A 22,931-nucleotide genomic window follows, 5' to 3' on the forward strand; every position below is an offset into this window, starting at 1 on the left:
AAGTATTTACAGATGTTATTATAGAGAAAACTGAATACCAGTTCAAAACAAAACGGATGAAGTTTTTACTTCGTCCGTTTTTCGTATTCTGTCGCCAGCAACTTCAGAATATCGTTCCGGGAATAATGCCAAAGCCCGCAGTCCTCGTCGGGAGGCTTGGCCAGGCAGCCGCCCAAACACCAAGGCAGCAAGCCGCAGATTCTGCAATGCTGGAGACGATAGGGATTCCAGGCCAGATAGCGGAACAGTTGGGGCGAAAAGGGGTCGTCCATTATTTTATTGATCCGGTTTTCCGGCCGGCCCAGGTCGTTCCAGCATTTGTAAATGTTTCCCTCCGCATCCACTATGAAACTTTGGGGGTCGGCGGCCTGGCAGCACACCGGCTTGGGCCGGGGCAGGTTCAGGATCTCAAATCCATCGCTGACCAGGGTTTTAAGAACGTCGGTCTCCTCGTCGCTGAACCGGGGGGCGCTTTGGCAAAACCCGGCCAGATTGCGGCAGAGCGTTTCCGAAGGCTGGCAGGGAATTATCTTGACCGCCGCCGAAGCGGGAAGTTTGCTCCTATTTTCTGCCAGCCCGGCTAGGCTGGCCAGATAAACTGCCTGGAGCGAGGGATCATTCACTATTTCACCGGCTTTCAGGCTGGCATATATCCGGTCCGGAGGGTGGCGTCTGTCTTTAATCATTATCGGCAAATGGTCCGGGCCGCCGTTGGTGATCAGGCTGTAAACTGCACGGGCATTCAGTTTCCGGCAGGTTCCATCCAGCCATTCTTTAAGTTCCAAAGCCAGGGGCCAGGCCAGGGCCGGCTCGCCGCCCCAAAAAGTCACCGAGAGATCCTTAAGGCCGGGACGCTGCAAAACCAGAGCCTTGATCGCTTCGAGGGCCTGAGGGCTTAAATCCCGGGGATTTTCCCGATAGGGGCAGCCGGGGCAGTTCTGGTCGCAGCGGGTGGTCAAGGCGATCCACAGGTCAAGCCGGCCGGAGGAAAAACGGAACAGGTTGGAGGAAAGCTCCAGCTCTAAAATCTCGTCGGCCTGCTCCTCTACCATGAAGCTGCCCGAGGCCAAAAGCTGCAAGGTCCGCTCCACCGTCGGGTCCTTTAAGTTCATCAAATTGCGGGTGATGGGCATCTGCAAACCGCCGTAGATGGCGGCCTGCGCCTGGTCCAGGCTTAAAAAGCTCCGGCGGACGCAGTTGTAAAGCATCTGGGGCAGGCCCCGGCGCCGGATGATGTGGTTGTAGCGGGAAGGCTTCATTAATAAATAGGAAAATAAATAAATGGGAAATAGTTAAATGGGAAATAGTTAAAGTGGAAAATAGGAACTGGGATCCGGTTACGCCAAGACTTTGCCGGACAAGAATGGGAATTGACCGCTACGGGCGAGTAAACATAGTTTCATAAAAAAGCAAAAGGCCGGAAATTCCGACCTTGGTTAACGTCCCCTTATTCCAGGAACAGCTTTATCCGGAAGCCTATTTTACCGGGGGCACAGGGGCCGCCGCCCGGGCCAGGTTGTTCTTCAGATCGTCCTGGTTGTCGGTGTGGATCAAGGCTTCGTCCAGGGTGATCATCCGGCGCCGCACCAGGTCGGCCAGGGAGTGGTTCAAGGGCATCATGCCTTGCTTGGTGCCCATCTGGATAGCCGAGGGGATCTGGCTGGTCTTGCCTTCGCGGATCAGGTTGCGGATGGCGCCGTTAATCAACATCAGTTCGTAGGCCATTATCCGGCCCTTGCCGTCGGCCCGCCGGGGCAGCACCTGGGAAAGCACCGCCAGCAGGTTGCCCGAAATCTGCATCCTCACCTGGGCCTGCTGGTAGGGCGGGAAGACCTCCACGATCCGGTCGATGGTCTGCATGGAATCGGTGGTATGCAGGGTGGAGAGCACCAGGTGGCCGGTCTCGGCCGCAGTGATGGCCAGCTGGATGGTTTCCAGGTCGCGCATCTCGCCGATCACTATCATATCCGGATCCTGGCGCAGTACGCTCGTTAAGGCATTGGTGAAACTGTGGGTGTCCTTGCCCACTTCCCGCTGGTTGATCTCGGCCTTCTTGTCCTGGTAGATGAACTCTATCGGATCCTCGATGGTGACGATATGGCAGTCCTGATTAGCGTTGCGGGTCTCCACCATGGCGGCGATGGTGGTGGACTTGCCGCAGCCGGCCGGGCCGGTCACTAATATCAGTCCCCGGGGGCGCATGGACAGGTTCTTGCAGACGATGGGCAGGTTTAGCTCGTCCACGGTGGGGATCCTATTGGGCACCACTCGGAACACCAGTCCGAACTCAGTGCGCTGAAAGAACACCGAAGCCCGGAAACGGCAGAGGTTGGCAATGGAACAGGCCATGTCCAGCTCCCGCTCCCGGCGGAACCGCTCCAGCTGCTCCTTGGTCATGATGTCCACGGCAAAGCGCTTGGTGTCCTCCGAGGTCAGCACCGGCAGCTCCACCGGGACCAGATTGCCCTGAAGCCTTAAAGCCGGCGGGGTGCCAACCTTGAGGATCAAATCGGAAGCGCCTTTTTGAAAGGTCAGATATAGTAATTCGGCCAGCTGCATCTTATCACAATTAAAAAATAGGAAATGGGAAGCCGATTAAATAGGAAGTCAAAAAATAAGAAATGGGAAACCAATTAAATAGGAAGTCAAAAATAGGAACTTTGGTTCTGGTGGTGCTTCCACTAACGGCCGATGGAGGCCTCCAACTCGGCGGGGTTGGAAGATTTGGCCAGGGCATCCTCCAGGGTGACCAGATTCTTTTGCACCAGTTCCTTGAGGGCGGAGTCCAGGCTTTGCATTCCGAACTTGGAGCCGGTCTGGATCAGGGAATAGATCTGGGGAGTCTTGCCGTCCCGGATGACGCTGCGGACGGCCGGGGTACCCAGCATGATTTCGAAAGCCCCCACCAGCTTGCGGGTCCCCACCGCCGGCAGCAGGGCCTGGGAGATCACGGCCTGAAGCACGGTGGCCAGCTGGACCCGGGCCTGGGCCTGAGATTCCGGGGGATAGGTATTGATAATCCGGTCCACGGTCTGGGCGGCGTCGGTGGTGTGAAGGGTGGCCAGTACCAGGTGTCCGGTCTCGGCCGCGGCGATGGCCAGGGACATGGTCTCGTAATTGCGCATCTCGCCCACCAGAATGACATCGGGGTTCTGACGCATCACATGGCGCAGGCCGGAGGCGAAGGTGGGGGTATCGGCGCCCACTTCCCGCTGTTCGATGATGGCCAGATTATCCCTATATAAGAATTCGATCGGGTCTTCCAGGGTGATGACATGGGTGCGGCGGCTCAGATTGATATGCTCCACCATGGCCGCCAGGGTGGTGGATTTGCCGCTGCCGGTGGGCCCGGTAATCAATATCAGCCCCCGGGGCAGCAGCGACAGTTCTTTTAAAATAAGCGGGAGTTTCCATTCTTCCAATGTTCTGATTTTCAGAGGAATGACCCGCATGATGGCTCCCACAAAGCCCCGCTGCCTGAAAATGTTGATGCGGAACCGGGCCACTCCGGGCAGGCCGAAGGCAAAATCCAGTTCCAGGTCTTTTTCGTAGCGGCGCTGCTGTTCCTCGGTCATGATGGAATAAAGCAGGCTCTTGGTATCCTCTTCCAACATCACCGAAAATTCGCTACGTATTAACTTGCCGCCAATCCGGTAAATGGGGGCCTCGCCCACCCGCAAATGCAAGTCGGAGGCTTCGCGCAGGACCAGCTCTTCTAAAAGCTGATCCATCTGGGGAAGTTCAGGATTGCCGTTGGTCATTGGATCTTAGGAATGATTGTGGTTTTGGGTCTTTTTACGCTACCGGGCTGCCATCAAATAATGCAATATAAAGGATGAGAAAATAAATTGCAATTTTTATGCCATCCTGAAATTTACCAGCGATATCGGGCCCTATTGGGCTGTCTTAGGATGCAATATTCCCTCAGTTCAGGCAAAAGATGTCTAATCAGGCATGCATGATATGTTGCCGAGCCTTGTTGTACGGAGGTGGATTATAGCCAGGCATTGCATTATACTATTGTGCAACACCTGAAGCTAAACACATAAAGCAAAGTTCACGCATTGGCTTCGTCTTTTTGGCCTATATGGTGCCCGCCTACCCATGTTATGGCGGACTATTACCAAGCTCTGGGTTATGGTATGGTGCCTCGCCGTTGGCGGGAATACAGTCCAGCATGGAGGCATAATGGTGCCGGCGGAGGGAATCGAACCCCCAGGGTATTGCTACCGGTGGATTTTGAGTCCACTGCGTCTACCAGTTTCACCACGCCGGCGGATATATTTCTTTAAGCATAACAAAAGATTTATTGTTTGTCAACGATAAACTAAATCCTGAAACTAAATCCTTAAAACAATTTTATGCTTGACATTATCCCGGCCTGGAATTAAACTAACGGGTACTGTCAGGCTTGTTGTCTAATATTGCCCGGCAGCGCAAAAAAATATTTATAAAGTAAAACAGATGAACCTTCCGAATATTCTTTCGTTCCTGCGGATCGGTCTTTTGCCTTTCATCGTGCTCTGCCTGAAGGCCGGGCAAAACTGGTGGGTCCTGGGCCTGCTGCTGCTGGCTGTGGCCACCGATTACTTCGACGGGTTCACGGCCCGCAAGTTGGGGCAGGTCACAGACACCGGCAGGATAATAGATCCATTGGCCGACAAGATCTGCGTCAACACTATGGTCATAGCGCTATGGCTATGGCGGGATTTCCCCTGGTGGGCGGTCTGTTTGATCGCCGGGCGCGACCTGCTGATAGTGCTGGGAGGGATGCTGGCCTTAAGAAAGAAAAAGGCAGTGCCGGTTTCCAACTGGCCGGGCAAGATAGCGGTCACTTTCATGGCGGCCACGATAATCTGCTATTCCCTTAACTGGCAGCCTTGGGGTTTGTATCTGCTGTACGGTTCGGTGTTGATGGTGTTTGTCTCTGGGGCGATATATCTTAAAACTTTGACCCCCTTCCCGTAATTAGGTAGACCCCTCCCAATTCCCTCCCCGGAGAGGGATGTCAAATAGATTTAGGAGCACATAGCATGTCCAGCCAGGTTTATTTCACTGATTTCGGGGAATCCTCCCAGCGCAACATCTACGCCAAGCTGGCGGAGATCATGGACAAGATGCCGCTCGCCGGGGTGGTGGCCAAGGGGGACCTGACGGCGGTCAAGGTCCATTTTGGCGAGCGGGGCAACACCGCCTTTGTGCCACCGCATTACGTGCGGGCGGTGGTCCAAAAGATCAAAGTGCTGGGCGCCAAGCCCTTCGTCACCGACGCCAACACCCTGTACGTGGGCAGCCGCTCCAATTCGGTCGATCATTTGGAAACGGCCCAGCAGCACGGGTTCACCTATTCCTTGCTGGGCTGCCCGGTGCTGATCGCTGATGGCCTGCGGGGCGGGGCTTATGTGGAGGTCGAGGTCAAAGGCGCCCACCTCAAAAAAGTGAAACTGGCCCACGACCTGTACCAGGCCGACGCCATCGTCTGCGTCACCCACTTTAAAGGGCACGAGCTGGCGGGTTTCGGCGGCAGCATCAAGAACCTGGGCATGGGCGGAGGAGCGCGGGGGGGCAAGCTGGCCATGCATTCGGACGTCTCGCCGATCATCAAGGCCGAGAAGTGCATCAAATGCGGCAAATGCGCCCAGAACTGCCCGGCCGACGCCATCGCCATAGACAAATACGCAGTGATCGACCCCAAGAAGTGCATCGGCTGCGGCTCGTGCATCGTGGTTTGCCCCGTCTACGCCGCCCGCAACGGCTGGGACAGCGGGGCCCGGAAGATGCAGGAAAAAATGGTGGAGCACCTGGCCGGGTTTGCCCAAAATAAAAAGGGGGAAATAGGCTATCTCAATTTCATCATGAACGTCTCGCCGGCCTGCGACTGCTACGGCCACGCCGACAACCCGATAGTGCCGGACCTCGGCATCTGCGCTTCAGTAGACCCGGTGGCCATTGACGCCGCCAGCAACGATCTGGTGATGCAGGCCGAGGGGCAAAAGAACTCGGCGCTGGAGAAGGCCCATAAGCCGGGCAGCGACAAGTTCCGGGATATTTATCCCGAAGTGGACTGGGCCTGGCAGTTGGCTCATGCGGAGAAAATGGGGCTGGGCAGCAGGAAGTATGAGTTGGTGAAGGTGGAGTGAGAGAGATTTAATTGTATAAATTTTTTAAATTATAAGATATGAAGTTTTTATTTTCTTTTTGGTTCTTTTTCCTTTTGGCGGCACAAAAATTTATCATTTGCCGTTTGATCAACAATATGATAAAACAACGATTGAGGACGAGAGGAATGTTATGCTAAAACTGTTGCAGAAGCAGAAAATTTAGGTTTTAGGCGTGCCTACCGGTGGACTGGCAAGGAAGTATAAAAAGAAACTCGTAGCACGATTCATACAATTCGTAGCACAAAATTAAAATATAAAGGAAACCAATGGCACTCAAACAAAACCTCGGCAATCTGTTCTTCAAGTGGCGCAGCTACACGCCCATCCCGCTGTTGCTGGCGGCCCTGATATTTGCCAAGCCCACCTGGTGGTCACTGGCCCTGGGGATCGCGGTCACATTCTTGGGCGAGTTCATCCGCATCTGGGCGGTGTCCTATGCCGGCGGCAGCACCCGCACCCTTTCCCCGGACGTGGGCCGGCTGATTACCGGCGGGCCTTTCGGCTACGTGCGCAATCCGCTCTACGTGGGGAATTTCCTGGTTTCGCTGGGCATGTGCCTGGCGGCCTGGCCGTCCAAATGGTCGCTGGTGATTCAAAATTATGCCCCGATTCCTTGGCTGTTGATCCTGTTCCTGCCGGCCTTTGCCCTGCAGTACGGGTTCATCGTAGCTCTGGAAGAAGAGACCTTGACCGCCAAGTTGGGCCAGGAATTTCGAACCTACTGCCAGAACGTACCTCGCTGGCTGCCCCGGCTGACCCCCTACGGCCCCAGCTTTCCGGAGCAGGGCAATACCCGGGCGGCCTTCCGGGCCGAGCGCCGCAGCCTGCAGACCCTGGGCATCACTTTGCTGGTGATAGTGGTGCTCTTCGTGTGGCGGACGGCGTCTGCGGTGAAGTAAATTGTAAAATGTAAATAAAAACAAAGATCGTGAATGGGAAAATGAACTCCGCTTAAGGTGGGTTTTTTTATTAATTATCCGTCCCCGGTCCATATAGTTTTCAGCCAAAGCCTTAAAAAGTAATCCTGTAAATCCTGTCAAACTTATCCGTTGGCAACGGCGCATTTTTATTGTGGCGGTAGATCTGCCGTTCTGTCAGCGCTAACAACCCGGAGGCCACCGCCACTGTCAGGTCGCCTCGCAAGGAGCGCTGGATGATCTCGAGTCTGTTCAGCTCGTTCATCGTCAGGGATATTCTTTCTTCTTTCATACCCTGACATTATCACAAAGCAGTTAGACCCTGACATAATTATTATGCTACCACACGGAGCCTTTTTATTGTTGACAGAGTCCTAATTGCTTGCTATACTTATAATTTATATGACGGGGCAATGGGCTAAAACCAATCACAAAAAATACTATTCCAGGTGATAAAAATGAAAAAATACGGCGTCATATTGCTTTGTTTTTTGGCTGTGTCATGCCAAACATTTAAACCGGCGGTGGACAAGAAAACACCAGTTTCCAAGGACCAGCAGGCCAAAGAAGAACTGCGCCAAAAGAAGGAAACCGAGGCCGCCGGGATTTTGGATAAAGCCAAATCGCAGTATTCGGAGCGCAAACCGGCCGAGGCGGCGGAAACCCTACAGCAACTGTTGGCCAGGTATCCCGAAACGGCATCGGCCGTGGAAGCCCTTTATTTGACGGCCCTGTACCGCTTTGAGATCAGGCAGATCGATCTGGCCCTGCAAAACGGGTTTAAACTCACTGACAAATATCCCGACTCCGAGCTTTGGGTCAAGACCAAAAAAGTGCTGGGCGACTGCTATACCGAAAACAGGGATTATGTCAAGGCCGGACAGCAGTACCTGGAGGGCATGGCCAAGGCCAAAGCCCCGGAGGGCCGGGAAACTTTGCGTCTGCCGCTGCTATCGCTGATCAACGAAAAACTTTCCGCCGGGGAACTGAGGATCCTCTATAAGGCTTACTCGGATGCGGAGACGGCCCCGGCCATGGGCCTGAGATTGTGCAAGCTGGAACTGGAGGCAAAAAATGTTCCCGAAGCCAAAAAACTGCTTTCGGACCTCAGCAAAAAATATCCCGGCAGCGGAGAGGCCGGCACCGCCAACCTGCTGCTGTCCCAGTTATCAGGGGATAACGCGATAATCCCGGCGGTCCCGGTGGAAAAGAAGATAGGCCTGCTGGCGCCCTTAAGCGGCAAGTTCGGGGAATTCGGGCAGGCGGTGCAGAACGGGGTGGAACTGGCCTTTGAGGAATATAACCAGACGGCCGTGGAAAAATTCAAATTAGTGGCGGCCGATTCCAAGGGCGATGCCATTGATGCGGTCAAACAAACCCGCTATCTGGCCGACTCCTCCAAGGTGATGGGGCTGATCGGCGAAGTGCTTTCCGGAGCCACCATCGCCGCGGCCGGGGTGGCCGATGCGCTGGGGGTCCCGCTGCTTTCGCCCACCGCCACCGACGACCGGATCTCGACCATCGGGCCCTGCATCTTTCAATTGAACCCCAGCTTAAGCTGGCAGGGGCCGGCGGTGGCCCAGTATGCGGTCAAGGCCCGGGGCTTTAAGGCGCTGGCCATGCTGTATCCCGACGAAGGCGCCTGGGAATCGGTGGCCCAGGCCTTCGCCAAGGAGGCCGCCAAGCTGGGGGCCAGGCTGGTCTATTCCCAGTCCTATACCCCGGGCGCCACCGACTTCCAGGTCCAGATCGACAGGCTGCGTTTGGTCAAAGTGGACGCGTTGTTCCTGCCGGCCTCGCCTTCGGACATCGTGATGATCGCTCCCCAGCTGGCTTACAATCAGATGAAGCTCCAGTTATTGGGTCCGGAATCCTGGGGAGATCCCAAGGTGGCGGCCCAGGGCGATGTATACGTGGAGGGAGCGATATTCGCTGTGCTCTCGGAGGGTTCGGAGCTGGCCCAGTCCACGGCCGCCTTTGAGGAGCGCTTTAAAAAGCGCTACGGCAAGCCGCCCTCCAAACAGGCGGCCCAGGGATACGACGCCGCTCGGATCATGATCGCGGCCCTGCAAAAGAATCCCGCCTCCCGCCAGGAACTGCAGACCTATCTGAACAGCGGGGATTTCACCGGGCTAAAACTTTCGGGGCAGGGAAGCTTCGGCCGGTTCGGGGCCCAGCCCAAGGCCAAGATGATGACCATCAAGAACCGGCAGGCGGCGGAGCTGGGGGAGGACCAGCCGGCCAAGGATAAAAAGGCCCCGGCCCCGGTCAAGAACGAGAAGGCCAAGGCCGATTCCGCCGCCAAGAAGGCAGCGCCCAAACCCAAGAAACCATAAGGTCAAATTCCTAACACTAAAATAATAAATCCTAAACAAATACAAATCACGGGAGATCCTAATTACAAAATTTAGGGTTTAGGTGGCTTAGAAATTTCATTTATTATGCTTTTCACTAACATCATCGGCCAGGAAGTGGCCAAACAAATACTGCGCCGGTCTTTTGAGGAAAAGCGGCTGGCCCAGAGCTATCTGTTTTACGGGCCTGCGGGGGTGGGCAAGGAGATGGCGGCCTTTGAACTGGCTCAGGCGCTGAACTGCACCGGGGAGGAGCCTCCCTGCGGAAGCTGCAGCCAGTGCCGGAAAACAGTGGAGTTCAATCATCCCGATCTGCATTACGTTTTTCCCGTACCCCATCCCAGCAGCGAAAGCGACAAGAGAAAACTGTCCGAGGAGATCGCCGAGCTGCTGGCCCAGAAGGCCCAAAAGCCTTATTTGAACCTGGAGTTCGACCGGCCGGTGGCCATCTCCATTGACGACATCAGGGTCTTGCAATCCAAGCTTTCGCTCCAGCCCTATCAGGGCCGGAAGAAGGTGGTGATCATCGTAAGCCCCGAGGCCCTGACCACCGAGGCGGCCAACGCCTTCTTAAAAACGTTGGAGGAGCCCTCGCCCACCACCAATTTCATCCTGGTTTGCGACCAGTCCAACGCCCTGCTTTCCACCATTCTCTCCCGCTGCCAGAAGATCCGTTTCATGCGGCTGGACAAGGGATCGGTGGTCCAGGCCTTGGAAGAAAGGCACGGACTGCCTCCGGACCAGGCCCAAATGCTGGCATCTTTAAGCCAGGGCAGCCTGGGGCAGGCCTTGGAGATGATGGAACTGGATCTGCTGGAGGAGCGCCGGATGGCCGGAGAGCTTTTGCGGGCCGGGCTGGAAAAGAATTACGTCGGGATGATGGAATCCATTGACCTGGCCGCCGGCGAAAAAGGCCGGCCCCAGCGGGTGCTGGACATGATGTCGGCCATAGTGCTGGAGGCCCTGCATCCCGAGCCCCAACCATCCCCGGAGGTCTTGAGCCTGGCCCGGCTGCTGACGGAAGCCCGGCTTAACAGGATCACCGCCAACAGGGAACTGGCCAGGACGGCCCTGATGCGAAACGTAACACCCAGGCTGTGTCTGATGGCCGCCTGCAGCCCGGACATTATAAAAGAGGAGCTATGACCGAGAATCTTATATTGGTGCGTTTTAAAGAGGCGCGCCCCAAATACTACCTTAACCCCCAAGCTTACAGCCTGTCGCCGGGGGAACTGGTGGTGGTCACCACCGAGAACGGCGAGGAACTGGGGGCGGTGGAGAGAGAGAGGGCCATACTCAAGGAGAAATTCAAACCTGTCGGCGCGATATTGCGTAAGGCGGAGGAGGAGGACCTGACGAAATTCCAGGCCAACCGCCGGCGCGAGACGGAATCCTACCAGGCCTGTTTGGACCTGATCGGCAAGTACGGCCTGCAGATGACCCTGGTGGACGTGGAAGCCAGGTTCGACGGTTCCAAGCTGACCTTTTATTTCACCGCCGAAAAACGGGTGGACTTCCGGTCATTGGTGAGGGATTTGGCCACCATGTTCAAAGGCCGGATCGAGATGCACCAGATCGGGGTGCGGGACGAGGCCCGGCGGGTGGGCGGGCTGGGGCTGTGCGGCCGCCAGTTGTGCTGCGTGGCCTGGCTCAACGAGTTTGAGCCGGTGACCCTGAAGATGGCCAAGGAGCAGAACCTGTCCACCACTTCCAACAAGATGCTGGGGCTGTGCGGCCGCCTGATGTGCTGCCTGACCTACGAGGACCGCTATTACGAGGAGGCCCACCACAACATGCCCCGGGTGGGGACGGTGGTCACCACCCCCAAGGGCCCGGGCACGGTCTACAAGGTGGACATCTTCAAGCAGAAGGTGATGGTCAGGTTCGAGGAAGGCCACGGAGAATTCGAGGCGTCGGAGGTTTCCAAGAAATGAGCAGATTCTACATCACTACCGCCATACCCTATGTCAATGCCAAGCCGCATATAGGCTTTGCGCTGGAGATAGTGCAGACCGATGCTTTGGCCCGTTATTACAGGCTGTTCGGCCGGGACGTCCGTTTCCTGACCGGTTCGGATGAGAACAGCTTAAAGAATGTCCAGACCGCGGAAAAGGAAGGCATCTCTACCGAGATTCTGGTCAAGCGAAATGCGAAGTTCTTCGCCGACATGCATGATTACCTGTCGCTGTCCAACGATGATTTTATCCGCACCAGTTCCGAGCAACGCCATAGAAAAGGGGTGGAAAAACTTTGGCAGGCTTGTCTGGATAACGGCGACATTTATAAAAAACGCTATCAGGGACTGTATTGCGTTGGCTGCGAGGGTTTCTACCCACGGGACGAGTTGGTTGACGGCAAATGTCCGGAACACGATACTGTGCCGGAGAAGATAGAGGAAGAAAACTATTTCTTCAGGCTGTCCAAATATCAAAAACAGCTGGAAGAAATCCTGGAATCCGATAAATATCAGATTATTCCAAAAACCCGCAAGAATGAGGTTCTTTCCTTCGTTAAAAGCGGGCTGGAGGATTTTTCCATTTCCCGTTCAAAAGAGCGCGCCAAGAGTTGGGGTATTCCGGTTCCCGGCGACCCAAGCCAGGTGGTCTATGTCTGGTTTGATGCGCTGGCCAATTACATCAATGCGTTAGAATATGCCGCTGACGGGCAGTTGTACCGGGATTATTGGACCGATTGTCCCGAACGGGTACATGTAATAGGCAAGGGGATTATTCGTTTTCATGCGGTTTATTGGCCGGCCATGCTGCTATCGGCCAAAGTGCCGTTGCCGCATAAATTGTTGGTGCATGGCTATATTATCTGCGAGGGGAGAAGGATGTCCAAATCCTTGGGCAATGTGATTGATCCCGAGGCGATTGCTTCCCGCTATGGAACCGACCAGTTGCGCTATTTTCTTTTGTCCGAAATATCCACCACCGGCGACGGCGATTTCAGCTATGCCCGGTTGGAACAACGGGTCAACAGCGACCTGGCCAACGATTACGGCAATCTGGCCAGCCGGGTATTCAAAATGGTAGAAACATACTGCGGAGGAGCGATCCCGGAAGCTGGGAAGCTGGGAAGCTCGGATGGTGAGTTTAAACTAAAGGCTTTGGAGCTTGGCGTAAAAGTGAAATCGCAGGTCGAGCAGTTTGATCTGAACGATGCCATCGTTTCCGTGATGGAGGTAATCAAGCTTACCAACCGTTACGCGGAAGCCAACGCGCCCTGGAAACTGTTCAAGGACGGCAATCAGGAGCGGATCGACACCGTGCTCTATAATGCGGCCGAGGCCCTGCGCATCGCCAGCATCCTATTGTCCCCGGTAATGCCGGGCAAGTGCCGGGAGCTCTTATCAAGATTGGGAGTGGAGGAGAAGAATATTACCCTGGCCAGGGCCTCCGGGTGGGGATTGTTGAAGGCGGGGCAGAAGGTATCGGCCGGGGAGCCGCTCTTCCCGAGGATAGACACTAAAACAAAAGATGAAGGCAGCCCTGCGACAAAGCTCAGGGCAAGTAAACGAATAACAGAAGAAACAAACAAAGTTGAAAACGAAAAAACGAAAGATGAAGGCAGAAAACAAATAACAGAAGAAACAAACAAAGTTGAAAGCGAAAAAACGAAAGATGAAGGCAGAAAACAAATGATCGAAGAAACTAAAACTCCGGAAAACACAAAACAGGAAACTGTAAACGCCCAACCGGTTTCGGAGGAGTTGATAGACATCGATTATTTCAAAAAGATAAAACTGCGCACCGCCGAGATCGTCGCCGCCGAGAAGGTGCCCAACGCCGACAAGCTGCTGCGCCTGCAGGTCAAGTTAGGCGAGGAGACCCGGCAGGTGCTGGCCGGAATAGCCCAGTGGTATGCCCCGGAATCATTGGTGGGCCAGCAGGTGATCATAGTGGCCAATCTCAAGCCGGCCAAGATCCGGGGTCTGGAGTCCCACGGCATGCTGCTGGCCGCCCAGGACAAGGACGGGGTAGTGATACTGATCCCGCAAAGGAAGGTGGAGACCGGCGGAGAGGTGCGGTAAACTCTGCACAGCGGGACTTTTTCTATATTTGCGAGAAGAGAAAATGAGAAAAAAGAAGACGGAAGATATTTCCGAAAAAACAGCCGATATTATGATTGATAATTATCTGCTGAAAAAGCGGATTCAAAATGATTATCATATTTCGGTTGATTCCAAAACGGACGATCCTGCGATTGAAAAAGCCTTTTTAACGAACATGATCGAGTACGAGGAGGCTGACAAGGGTCCCCGATGCACGTTGCGCAGCCTGCTTCCGGCAGGATTCGATTTGCCCCCGGTTGAACAACTAAGCCGGAGAGACCTGCGAATAAAGCTGGAGGCCATTCAGAGCATTCTATCCGGACATAACATCAGCATTGATTTCCTCCCCAAACTGCCCGATGCCGTGGCCTATCAGTATCTGCTGGATCAAGGACTAAATGAAGAAGTAATGCGCCGGATGCCGAAAGGCTTTATGTTTCATCTTGACGGGTGCAGCGGAAATTGCGACCAGTGTTTTCAACGTGATTACTGCGACGCATTTACGGAAATGGAAAGAAGGGAAAATGGCGGCGGGTAAGAAAGAAAACAATAAGCGCGGGAAATCCGAAGCGGGGTGCCGCCGGAGGCGGCAAAATGTTAGAGCACGTAATGGTAAATTATAAAAACCAGCAGGTGAAAAATGTCTGAGCTCATCAAAAAAATGATCGCCCTCAAGGAAACGGAACGCAAGATGCTGGTGGGCGACATCATGGAAAGCGAAAAGGGCCTGAAAGAGGCTTTCTGCAAATTGCTGCAAAAAGCCGGAGAACCCTTGCAGGAAGCGTTCTACAAAAGCCTGCCATCGGGTTGGGACGGTTTCATCAAAGAACAGGCCAAGGGCGGAATTGACATCGGTCCTCAGAAAGAGGAAAAAGCCCTGGCAGAGATCTTGAATATGCTGGAGGGCATCGGGGCCAGGCTGGAGAAGCTGGAGCAGAGCACCGTTAAAGCCAAAAAACAAACCCTGAAATTCCGCGATACCATGAAGGCCGGGTTCATCAAGCTGGAGAAGGTGATCTCGGACCAGACCAAGGGGATGGAGCGGGGGCCGCTGCAGAAGGAATATCCAAAAGACGCCGAGATCATCGAACTGCCGGAACCGGATAAGTCGGTCATAAAGAAATCAGATATTTTTGACTGTATCGGCGACCGCAAAAGCCGCCGCCAGTTCAGCGACGAGCCATTAAGACTGGAAGAACTATCTTATCTTTTGTGGGCCACCCAGGGGATAAAAAAAATGCGGGGCAGCAGCGTCGCTTTGCGCATCGTGCCCTCGGGTGGATGTATGCATCCCTTTGAGACCTATCTGGCCGTCAACAATGTTACCGGGCTGAAGAAGGGCCTTTACCGCTACCAGCCGGTGGACCACAAACTGGTGAAGCTTTTCACCATAAGCTCAATGCCCAAAAAGCTGGCCAAGGCGGCCCTGGGGCAGGATTTCGCGGGCCACTGCGCGGTAACCTTCATCTGGAGCGCAGTGCCATACAAGACGGAATGGCGCTATTCATTGGAAGCCAAGAAGATCATCCTCCAGGATTCCGGCCACCTCTGCCAGAACCTTTACCTGGCCTGCGAGTCCATCAACTGCGGGACCTGCGCCATCGGGGCCTATCACCAGAAATTGTTTGATAAGTTATGCCAGTTAGACGGCAAGGACGAGTTCGTGGTCTACGTGGCCCCGGTGGGAAGGGTCGCGGTTGAAAATGTTTGAAATGGCCTGCCCTTAGATAGCAGGAATAACTGACAAATGAAAGGGTTGGAAACGTTTGAAGTGGTTGACGAAGATGGATAAAAGTAAAAGGTTTGCCTTTCTTTTTCTTTTATTATTCTTGGCTGTTGAAGCATTTGCCAAGGATAAACCTGGGACAAAACCAGCACCTGCTCCGGTATATTTCACGAACGACATTTCAGGCCGTGGAGTGCTCAAGGTTTTTGAGAAGATCAAAGGGAGCGTTAAGGGCAAGGTGGCTGTCAAGACCCATTTCGGCGAGGAGGGTAATAAAAACTATATTAAGCCCGACCTGGTCGAGCCGCTGGTCAAAGCCCTGGGCGCCACTCTGGTCGAAACCAACGTGCTCTATTCCGGTCCGCGCCAGAAGACGGAATCGCACATCAAACTTGCTAAAGAACACGGCTTCGACTTTGCGCCGATAGACATCCTGGATTCCGAGGGAGACAAGGCATACGCCTGCAGCACCGGATGCTACACTCGGGTGATAACCGGCAGCCACATCGTCCGCTACAATACGGTCGTGATGCTGACCCATTTCAAGGGCCACGGGCTGGCGGGCTTCGGCGGGGCCATTAAAAATGTGGCCATGGGTCTGGCCGCGCGGGCCGGCAAACTGGCCAGGCACACCAACTACGTGCCGGGCTACGATGCCACCAAGTGCATCAACTGCGGGGCCTGCACCAAGCAGTGCCCGGCCGGGGCCATCACCCTGAATCCGGTGAAGATAGACCCCCGCGAGTGCATCGGCTGCGGCCAGTGCAAGCAAGTATGTCCGGCCAATGTCTTCGAAACCGATAAAAGCCGGGTGAGCCCGGAGCTGTTCAACCGGCGGCTGGTGGAATACGCCAAAGTCCTTTCCGACAGTAATCACCTTTTATATGTCAACGTGCTGGCGAACATCTCGCCGGACTGCGACTGCGCGGCCCGGGCCCGAAAGCCTTTCGTTAAAGACATCGGGGTCCTGGCCTCCACCGACATCGTGGCCATCGAACAGGCCAGTCTGGACCTGGTGAACAAGGCCCACAAGTGCCAAGACGCCTTTCTGAAGGAAAGTGGGCGCAGCGGCAACAGCCAGATATTGTATGCGGAAAAGCTGGGGCTGGGGAGCAGGGAGTACCGGTTGGTCAACCTGGACAAAAAATCCCTGGAGCGAAGCGGGACGAAGGACAGATGACGAAAGCAGCCAAAACCGGCCTGACTATTCCCAAGTCGCTGGAACCGCAGCGCGCCGCGCTCGCAGGATCGATCACTGCGGCCGTTGAAAGAGTTCACGACTTTGCGCGGCAGCACGGCTGGGAAGAGCACTTGCGCGAGCCGTTCTTTGATTCGGTCCGGATCTTCGACGACAAGGCGCAGTGCGACGCATTTCTGCTCGCGACGATGGGCCTGGACCCGGGCACAAAACTTCCGGCCGAATTCTGCGCCGCGCTGGAACAGCAAGCGCTGATGGCCGTGTCTCCCGCGATCTACCACACAGTCTATCCCGACGGCCGGGAGGATAACTCTTACGGAAAGCTGCTGGCTCACGAGATCGCCCACCGGCTGCATATTCGTATCCTCAATGGCGATGAGGAGGCCATGGGGCCGGTATGGTTCTACGAGGGGTTCGCCATTTGCGCGGCCGACCAGATGAACGACCCGAATTTCACGTTGACTGATGACGAATTGTGGCGGATCGTCGAGAACCCGAACCGCGGCAGTTACAAGAAGTACGGGGCGGTGATCAGGCGGTTTCTGAAAAAGAGGACGATAGAGGAGATGGTTGAAAAGGCCGGAAAGAGCGGGTTTATAGAATGGCTTCGGGCTGGGTAAGAAGATGAATCTATAATCCTCCAAGCTTGCTGCGGGGTTGCCTGATTAGGGAAAGTTTGAAAACCGTACGATTTTCATTAGATCATAATTTCCCCGGGATACCTCGAAGCTTGCTGCGGGGCAGTTCATAAAGATATAGCGGGGATATAAACCTTATGAAAAGGGGGATGAGGATGGCTTATATTGAACCGACGCAGGACCAATGGATGGCGCTGTACCAGGCCGCCGAAGAATACAAGCGGCATGAATTGTGGAAATTCATGACGGATAACCAGGTTTTCGGCGTGAAAGACCCTCACCGCGGAAAGACCGGTTTTTGTACGGTCATCGGAAACGCGGGACAGATGTATGGATTGGTGGTGTACCTCGGGCTGGAAGGGCTTCATGTTCTATGTGAAATGTACCGCAGGGGCGACGACATCATGCAGGATCCCGATTTTATGTATCAGCAGGATACCTTCGTGATGTCATTCGGCGGGCGGGAAGAACTGCTGCCATGGGACCTGAAGACGATTAAGAAACTGGGATTGAAATACCGGGGGCTGAATGCCTGGCCGTCGTTTGCAAGACATCTTCCGGGATATTACCCGTGGCGGTTGACTGCGGATGAGGCCGGATTTATGACCGAAATACTGCAACAGGCGGCTATCGTCGGCGAAAGATACCTACAAGATCCGGACTGTTTGCCGCCGATGCAATCAAACTGGTATTTAATACGGATCAAGGGCAGCGATGGCTGGCAGGACCAGCTGACGGAATGCCTTCCCCAAAAACCGGAGGGAAACCGTGCGTCGGATATTCCGGTCGCTCAACGCGCAATTGAAGACATTCTGGCTATGAACCTCAAGCGGCAGGGGGAATGGGAAGTCGATTGTTTTTACGGGCCGGTCTATATTCACGAAAGCGAAACGGAGCGCCCCTATTTTGCCTACATGCTGGCGGTCATGGATTGCCGGAACGGCATGGCTTTGAGCATGGAAACCGCCGCGCCAGGGAATTACGCGGAGCCGTTCATGAAAAAAGTGCTGGCAACAATGAGGAATGTCAGAACGGTGCCGCAGAAAATATATTATCAGCGCGATGAAATATTCAGCCTGTTTTCTTCCGTGGCCGAAAAACTGGGCATTCGCCTGAGCCGGGTGAAGCAATTGAATATGGTCAGCGATTTCCGTCAGGGCCTGGATAAATATTTTTCTAAAAATAGAGGTAAAGACAGGTAATTCCATTAAGCTGCTAAAACCAAAGTTGAGCGAATTTGACACATCCTTACTGCAGCCGGCAACTGCTATTGGATTGTACAATTCTTTGCCCTGCGCCAGGAGGTGCGATATACCCGGTAATACGGCTGCGGGAGCAGTCCATCCGTTCTTGGTCGGATTGCTTCGTAATCAAGGCACGGGACCCCGCTCTCAATGACCAACGGACGCAGAGTCACTGCGAGGAAGGCCAAGGAGATAACAAACGAAGCGGTCCAACTGTTGGATCGCTTCGTTTGAAAAGCACGATGCCGTCCTTTCGTATGCAAAACAAGTAGTATTGCTCGGGACATGTCTCGCGATGACGATGAAGCGCGAAAGGAATATATGATTAACAAGGTAGTTGCATTGTCCCAGGCCCAGACCATCCGCCAACAGGCCAAGGCCGCCGGAAAGAAGGCGGTCTTCACCAACGGGGTGTTCGACATTTTGCACCGGGGGCACGTGGAGTACCTCGAGAAGGCCAGGGAGCTGGGAGATCTTTTAATCATTGGCCTCAACTCCGACGCTTCGGTCCGCCGGATCAAAGGACCCCAGCGGCCGTTGTGTAGCCAGGAGGACAGGGCCATGGTGCTTTCCGCTTTGGCCTGCGTGGATTACATCGTGCTGTTTGACGAGGACACTCCGCAAAAGATAGTAGAGTCATTAGTCCCGGATATCCTGGTCAAGGGCGCGGATTACAGCGTGGAGCAGATCGTGGGCGCGGACGTCGTTTTAAGGAACGGGGGGAAGGTCCTACCGATAGAGCTGACGCCGGGAAAATCCACCAGCGGGCTGATCAAAAGAATAGTCGCCGCTTATGGGGCGGGTGAAGATTGAATACAGAAGATGGAATGGAGTCTTTGCGAGGCATGTCCCGAGTTGCGCTGCCTGCATAGCATGCGAAGGGAATAGCCCCTTGATGTGCGAACGAAGCAAATTATCTAATTATAAAGGAGACCTGAAATGAAGAAAGCCCTGCTGGCCGTTATGTTCGTAACGGTTGTCTCTTCGTGGTGCCTGGCCCAGACCGACAGCCTGCCGACCCCAAAGGCCGAGCCATGTCCACCTGCGACATGCGCCGAGCCGTTCGTACCCAAGTGGGCGGTGGGTATGAAAGCCAGTGCATTAACTAATTTTCCCGGCAGTATTATTGTGGAAAAAATGTATGGGTTTAATAATTCCTTGAGGCTTATTGTTAATGGTGATTACAATAACGATGACAATTATTATATTTTTAACAATTGGTGGGTCAGCAGCGGAGTTAAGTATTACCATAGATTCAATTTCGACAGGTTACAGTTTATTAAACCGTCGTTTGGTTTAGGGTTAATTTATACTCGTAGAGAAGATAAAAGACAATATTCCAATGCCTCGGATTATCAACACACATATTACAACAAAGTTGGGTTGTGTATGCCTTTGGCGCTTATTCATTATTTCAAAGTTACGGGTAATAATTTTGCTGCCGGGGTAGAGGCCGATATTTTCAATATAACTGTAGAGCAGAGGAAAGAGGAGATAAGAGATATATCCACAGGTCAAACAGATACACGCGGTCCGGACACAGATGTTCAAGCATATTTGTTTGACAGTCCATATTTTGTAATTAAGTATTTTTTTAAATAGCATAAATTAAGGAGACCAACACATTGCTCTGGAGTAAAGCGTTCATACCAACGTTGAAGGAAGTCCCGGCCGAGGCCGAGATGATCAGCCACCAGCTGATGCTGCGGGCCGGCCTGGTCCGCCAGTTGACCGCCGGGGTCTATGAGTACCTGCCACTGGGCTGGAAGGTGATGCTGCAGGCGATGAAGATCGTGCGCGAGGAGATGGACAAGGCCGGGGCCCAGGAAGTCTATCTGCCGGCCCTTTGCCCGGCCGAGCTCTGGCAGGAGAGCGGCCGCTGGGAAAGCTTCGGCGACGAGATGTTCCGCTTAAAGGACCGCAAGAAGCGGGAATACGCCCTGTGCCCTACCCACGAAGAGGTGATCACCGACCTGGCCCGGGCCCAGCGCTTCAGCTACCGCGACCTGCCCCAGAACTGGTACCAGATGCAGGTAAAGTTCCGGGACGAGCCCCGGCCCAGAGCAGGCGTGATCCGGGTGCGGCACTTCACCATGAAGGACGCCTACAGCATGGACCGGGACCAGGCCGGATTGGACCGGTCGTACCTGGCCATGCGCGAGGCCTATAAGAAGATCTTCACCCGCTGTGGCCTGAAGTTCTTCATCGCGGGGGCCTCGTCCGGACTGATGGGCGGCAGCGGCTCCCAGGAATTCATGGTCCCCTCGCCCTCGGGCGAGGACACCTGCGCGGTCTGCGAAGCCTGCGGCTACGCCGCCAATATCCAAATCGCTTTCTCCAAGATCCAGGCTCCCCAGTACCCCGACCAGCCGCTGTCTGAAGTACACACCCCGGAAAAGCGCACGGTGGAAGAAGTCTCCCAGTTCTTAAAAGTTCCCGTCCCCCAGCTGATGAAGAGCCTGCTGTACATCGCCGATGATAAACCGGTGTTCATCTTAGTGCGGGGCGGCGACGAGGTCAACGAGGACAAACTGCAAAAGGCCATAGGCACCGGCACTTTCCGGTCGGCCACCCCGGAAGAGGTCTTAAAGCACACCGGGGCTAACGTGGGCTTCATCTCGCCGGTGGGGGTCAAAGGAGTCAGGATCATCGCCGATGAACTGCTGAAAGACGCCTGCGGACTGGTCTCCGGGGCCTGCAAGGACCAGTATCACTATCAGGGGATTAATGTCAGCCGTGACTTAAAAGTGGACAGCTATGCCGATCTCAGATTAATAAAGAACGGCGAGCCCTGTCCCGAATGCGGCAAGCCGGTGAGTTTGACCCAGGTCATAGAACTGGGCCACATCTTCAAACTGGGGTTGAGATACTCAAAGTCCCTCAACGCCACCTTCACCGACGAGGACGGGACCCAGAAGCCGCTGGTGATGGGCAGCTACGGCATCGGGATCGATCGGATCGCGGCCTGCATCATTGAGCAGAGCCACGACAAGGACGGGATCATCTGGCCGCTGGCGGTGGCGCCATACCAGGCGTTGATCACCCTGCTGGGCGAGCCCACAAGCGAGGCTGGACAGCTGGCCCTCAATATCCACGATGATCTGATCCAGGCAGGGTTTGACGTTCTTTTAGACGACCGCCCGGAGCGGCCCGGCTTCAAGTTTAAAGACGCCGACCTAATCGGCATCCCGGTCCGGATCAACGTGGGGGAAAAGGGCCTGCGGGAGGGGATGGTGGAGATAAGGCAGCGCAAAGACGGGCTGGTGGTCAAGGCCAGGCCCGAGGAGATCAAGCACAAACTGCAGGAAATGACCGCGGCCCAGATCTGGCCTGGCAGGTAAGAACGAGAGTTTATCACTCCGCAGACGCCGTCGGCCAAAGCCGGCAAACATGACAGCCTGCTATGGCGCCGGACGATTTTGCAGATTTCCGCAGATTTTTCATTTCTTTTTACCAAATAGTGTAGGCCAGATAGCATAATTATTATTGCTTGACAAAATCTGAATAAATGATTATATTTATTTAACGGAGAACCTTACTAAACCAACCACGGAAACACGAAAACGGAATCTTACCACGGAATAATTATTCATTCGGTGTTTCCAGTATTCAGTGATTCCGCGTTAAAAGTCATGGCTGAATTCCGTGTACCCTAAACTCAAGGAGACGTTTAGTGACCGAGGAAAACAAGGGAAGGATACTGTACCGCAAGCTCAAGGCCCGGTTGAAGGAGCTGATGGGGCAGTCCGCCCTCTACCGCCAGATGGCCGATGAGAACTTTGACAAGTACTTAAGGGCCATGGCCGACCTGGACAATTACCGCAAACGTACCGCCAAGGAGTATCTGGAGAGAGAAGGCGAGGCCAACCGCAACTTAGTGGCCAAAGTCCTGCCGGTGCTGGACAACCTGGACCGGGCCCTAAGCTCGTCCAAGGAACTCTGCGAGCGGGACGAGAGCTTCAAATCCTTCCATCTCGGGGTCCAGATGATAGACCAGCAGATCCACAAGATACTGGAGGCCGAAGGCCTGTCGGTGCTGAAGAGCGAGGGCCTGCCCTTCGATCCCACCAAGCACGAGGCGGTGCTGACGGTGGAAAGCCGTGAGCACGCGCCGGACACGGTGGTCAACGAGGTGGAGAAGGGGTTCCTGTTCCGGGACAAGGTCCTGAGGCCGGCCCGGGTCGCTGTTTCCAAGCTTCCGGCCGAGCCCGCCGAAGAAGCGGCCGAGCCTCAGGCCGATCAAAATGATAATCAGTAAACCTGGATACGGACTGTTGAATGTCTTTTACTACTCGGAGCATATATTAGTAGACATTGCTTCATTTGTGAAAGCATATTGTCGGTGCGATTATGTCATTCCCGCACCACGCCCCGCCGAAGGCGAGGCTCCGCTTAAGCGGGGCCGGGGGAAAGCGGGAATCCATATATTCACTGGATACCTGCTTCCGCAGGTATGACATGACGCTAAAAACAGAGCGTTAACAAGTTTATATAATCATTCTGCTTAACCTGTGTCTACTAATATCCGCTCTGATTATATAAACATTCCTTATTAATGATGAGTGGGATGTACAAAAAATGTATCAGTGAAAATCGTTCGGCTGAGTTTATCGAAGCCAGTATCCAATAAATAAGCCAT

General features: G+C 54.4%; 20 protein-coding genes and 1 tRNA gene. 16 read left to right on the forward strand and 5 right to left on the reverse strand.

From position 1 onward, the window contains the following. Window positions 1-65: 65 nt before the first annotated feature. The 4 genes from HY768_00630 to HY768_00645 all read right to left on the reverse strand — a co-directional run bounded on the left by HY768_00630 (window position 66) and on the right by HY768_00645 (window position 4,276). Window positions 66-1,259, reverse strand: coding sequence for an SPASM domain-containing protein (locus HY768_00630; GenBank protein ID MBI4725728.1), 1,194 nt, complete (start codon window positions 1,257-1,259; stop codon window positions 66-68). A 217-nt stretch (window positions 1,260-1,476) separates the two neighbouring features. Next, window positions 1,477-2,559: a type IV pilus twitching motility protein PilT gene (locus tag HY768_00635; GenBank protein MBI4725729.1), complete on the reverse strand. Its 1,083-nt coding sequence runs from the start codon at window positions 2,557-2,559 to the stop codon at window positions 1,477-1,479. Between the two features lie 122 nt (window positions 2,560-2,681). Then, window positions 2,682-3,761: a type IV pilus twitching motility protein PilT gene (locus HY768_00640; GenBank protein MBI4725730.1), complete on the reverse strand. Its 1,080-nt coding sequence runs from the start codon at window positions 3,759-3,761 to the stop codon at window positions 2,682-2,684. A gap of 428 nt (window positions 3,762-4,189) precedes the next feature. Then, window positions 4,190-4,276, reverse strand: a tRNA-Leu gene (locus HY768_00645). A gap of 188 nt (window positions 4,277-4,464) precedes the next feature. Here HY768_00645 and HY768_00650 point away from each other — a divergent pair. The 3 genes from HY768_00650 to HY768_00660 all read left to right on the forward strand — a co-directional run bounded on the left by HY768_00650 (window position 4,465) and on the right by HY768_00660 (window position 7,060). Beyond that, the gene (locus HY768_00650; protein MBI4725731.1) at window positions 4,465-4,968 is read left to right on the forward strand and encodes a CDP-alcohol phosphatidyltransferase family protein; all 504 of its coding nucleotides are present in this window, start codon (window positions 4,465-4,467) and stop codon (window positions 4,966-4,968) included. A gap of 65 nt (window positions 4,969-5,033) precedes the next feature. Continuing rightward, window positions 5,034-6,140, forward strand: coding sequence for a DUF362 domain-containing protein (locus HY768_00655; GenBank protein ID MBI4725732.1), 1,107 nt, complete (start codon window positions 5,034-5,036; stop codon window positions 6,138-6,140). 287 nt (window positions 6,141-6,427) lie between these two features. Beyond that, window positions 6,428-7,060 (forward strand): isoprenylcysteine carboxylmethyltransferase family protein, encoded by a 633-nt coding sequence (locus HY768_00660; protein ID MBI4725733.1) that lies wholly within the window; start codon window positions 6,428-6,430, stop codon window positions 7,058-7,060. 112 nt (window positions 7,061-7,172) lie between these two features. On the opposite strand, the gene HY768_00665 is transcribed toward HY768_00660, so the two are convergent. Then, window positions 7,173-7,370, reverse strand: coding sequence for a hypothetical protein (locus HY768_00665; GenBank protein ID MBI4725734.1), 198 nt, complete (start codon window positions 7,368-7,370; stop codon window positions 7,173-7,175). A gap of 166 nt (window positions 7,371-7,536) precedes the next feature. Between HY768_00665 and HY768_00670 the strand changes: the two genes are divergently transcribed. From HY768_00670 to HY768_00730, 13 genes are all read left to right on the forward strand, one after another. Continuing rightward, window positions 7,537-9,414, forward strand: a complete 1,878-nt coding sequence (locus HY768_00670; protein MBI4725735.1) for a penicillin-binding protein activator — start codon at window positions 7,537-7,539, stop codon at window positions 9,412-9,414. A 105-nt stretch (window positions 9,415-9,519) separates the two neighbouring features. Then, the gene (gene holB, locus HY768_00675) at window positions 9,520-10,578 is read left to right on the forward strand and encodes a DNA polymerase III subunit delta' (GenBank protein ID MBI4725736.1); all 1,059 of its coding nucleotides are present in this window, start codon (window positions 9,520-9,522) and stop codon (window positions 10,576-10,578) included. Next, on the forward strand, window positions 10,575-11,366 hold the full coding sequence (locus HY768_00680; protein MBI4725737.1) for a stage 0 sporulation protein: 792 nt from the start codon (window positions 10,575-10,577) through the stop codon (window positions 11,364-11,366). The genes holB and HY768_00680 overlap by 4 nt, the downstream gene beginning before the upstream one ends. After that, entirely contained in the window at window positions 11,363-13,465 is a 2,103-nt protein-coding gene (gene metG / locus HY768_00685) for a methionine--tRNA ligase (GenBank protein MBI4725738.1), read from the forward strand. The genes HY768_00680 and metG overlap by 4 nt, the downstream gene beginning before the upstream one ends. 43 nt (window positions 13,466-13,508) lie before the next feature. Beyond that, entirely contained in the window at window positions 13,509-14,024 is a 516-nt protein-coding gene (locus HY768_00690; GenBank protein MBI4725739.1) for a hypothetical protein, read from the forward strand. Window positions 14,025-14,381: 357 nt separating this feature from the next. Then, on the forward strand, window positions 14,382-15,197 hold the full coding sequence (locus HY768_00695) for a SagB/ThcOx family dehydrogenase (protein MBI4725740.1): 816 nt from the start codon (window positions 14,382-14,384) through the stop codon (window positions 15,195-15,197). Window positions 15,198-15,405: 208 nt separating this feature from the next. Further along, window positions 15,406-16,392: a DUF362 domain-containing protein gene (locus tag HY768_00700; protein ID MBI4725741.1), complete on the forward strand. Its 987-nt coding sequence runs from the start codon at window positions 15,406-15,408 to the stop codon at window positions 16,390-16,392. A 131-nt stretch (window positions 16,393-16,523) separates the two neighbouring features. Beyond that, complete coding sequence (locus HY768_00705) at window positions 16,524-17,030, forward strand: hypothetical protein (protein MBI4725742.1); 507 nt, start codon at window positions 16,524-16,526, stop codon at window positions 17,028-17,030. A gap of 167 nt (window positions 17,031-17,197) precedes the next feature. Beyond that, the gene (locus tag HY768_00710; protein MBI4725743.1) at window positions 17,198-18,250 is read left to right on the forward strand and encodes a hypothetical protein; all 1,053 of its coding nucleotides are present in this window, start codon (window positions 17,198-17,200) and stop codon (window positions 18,248-18,250) included. Between the two features lie 363 nt (window positions 18,251-18,613). Next, window positions 18,614-19,105 (forward strand): D-glycero-beta-D-manno-heptose 1-phosphate adenylyltransferase, encoded by a 492-nt coding sequence (gene rfaE2 / locus HY768_00715; protein ID MBI4725744.1) that lies wholly within the window; start codon window positions 18,614-18,616, stop codon window positions 19,103-19,105. 126 nt (window positions 19,106-19,231) lie between these two features. Then, window positions 19,232-19,894 (forward strand): hypothetical protein, encoded by a 663-nt coding sequence (locus HY768_00720; protein ID MBI4725745.1) that lies wholly within the window; start codon window positions 19,232-19,234, stop codon window positions 19,892-19,894. A 23-nt stretch (window positions 19,895-19,917) separates the two neighbouring features. Then, the gene (locus tag HY768_00725; GenBank protein ID MBI4725746.1) at window positions 19,918-21,633 is read left to right on the forward strand and encodes a proline--tRNA ligase; all 1,716 of its coding nucleotides are present in this window, start codon (window positions 19,918-19,920) and stop codon (window positions 21,631-21,633) included. Window positions 21,634-21,965: 332 nt separating this feature from the next. After that, window positions 21,966-22,550: a nucleotide exchange factor GrpE gene (locus HY768_00730; protein ID MBI4725747.1), complete on the forward strand. Its 585-nt coding sequence runs from the start codon at window positions 21,966-21,968 to the stop codon at window positions 22,548-22,550. Window positions 22,551-22,931: the final 381 nt, after the last annotated feature.

This window comes from candidate division TA06 bacterium, assembly GCA_016208585.1.
Classification (GTDB): domain Bacteria; phylum Edwardsbacteria; class AC1; order AC1; family EtOH8; genus UBA5202.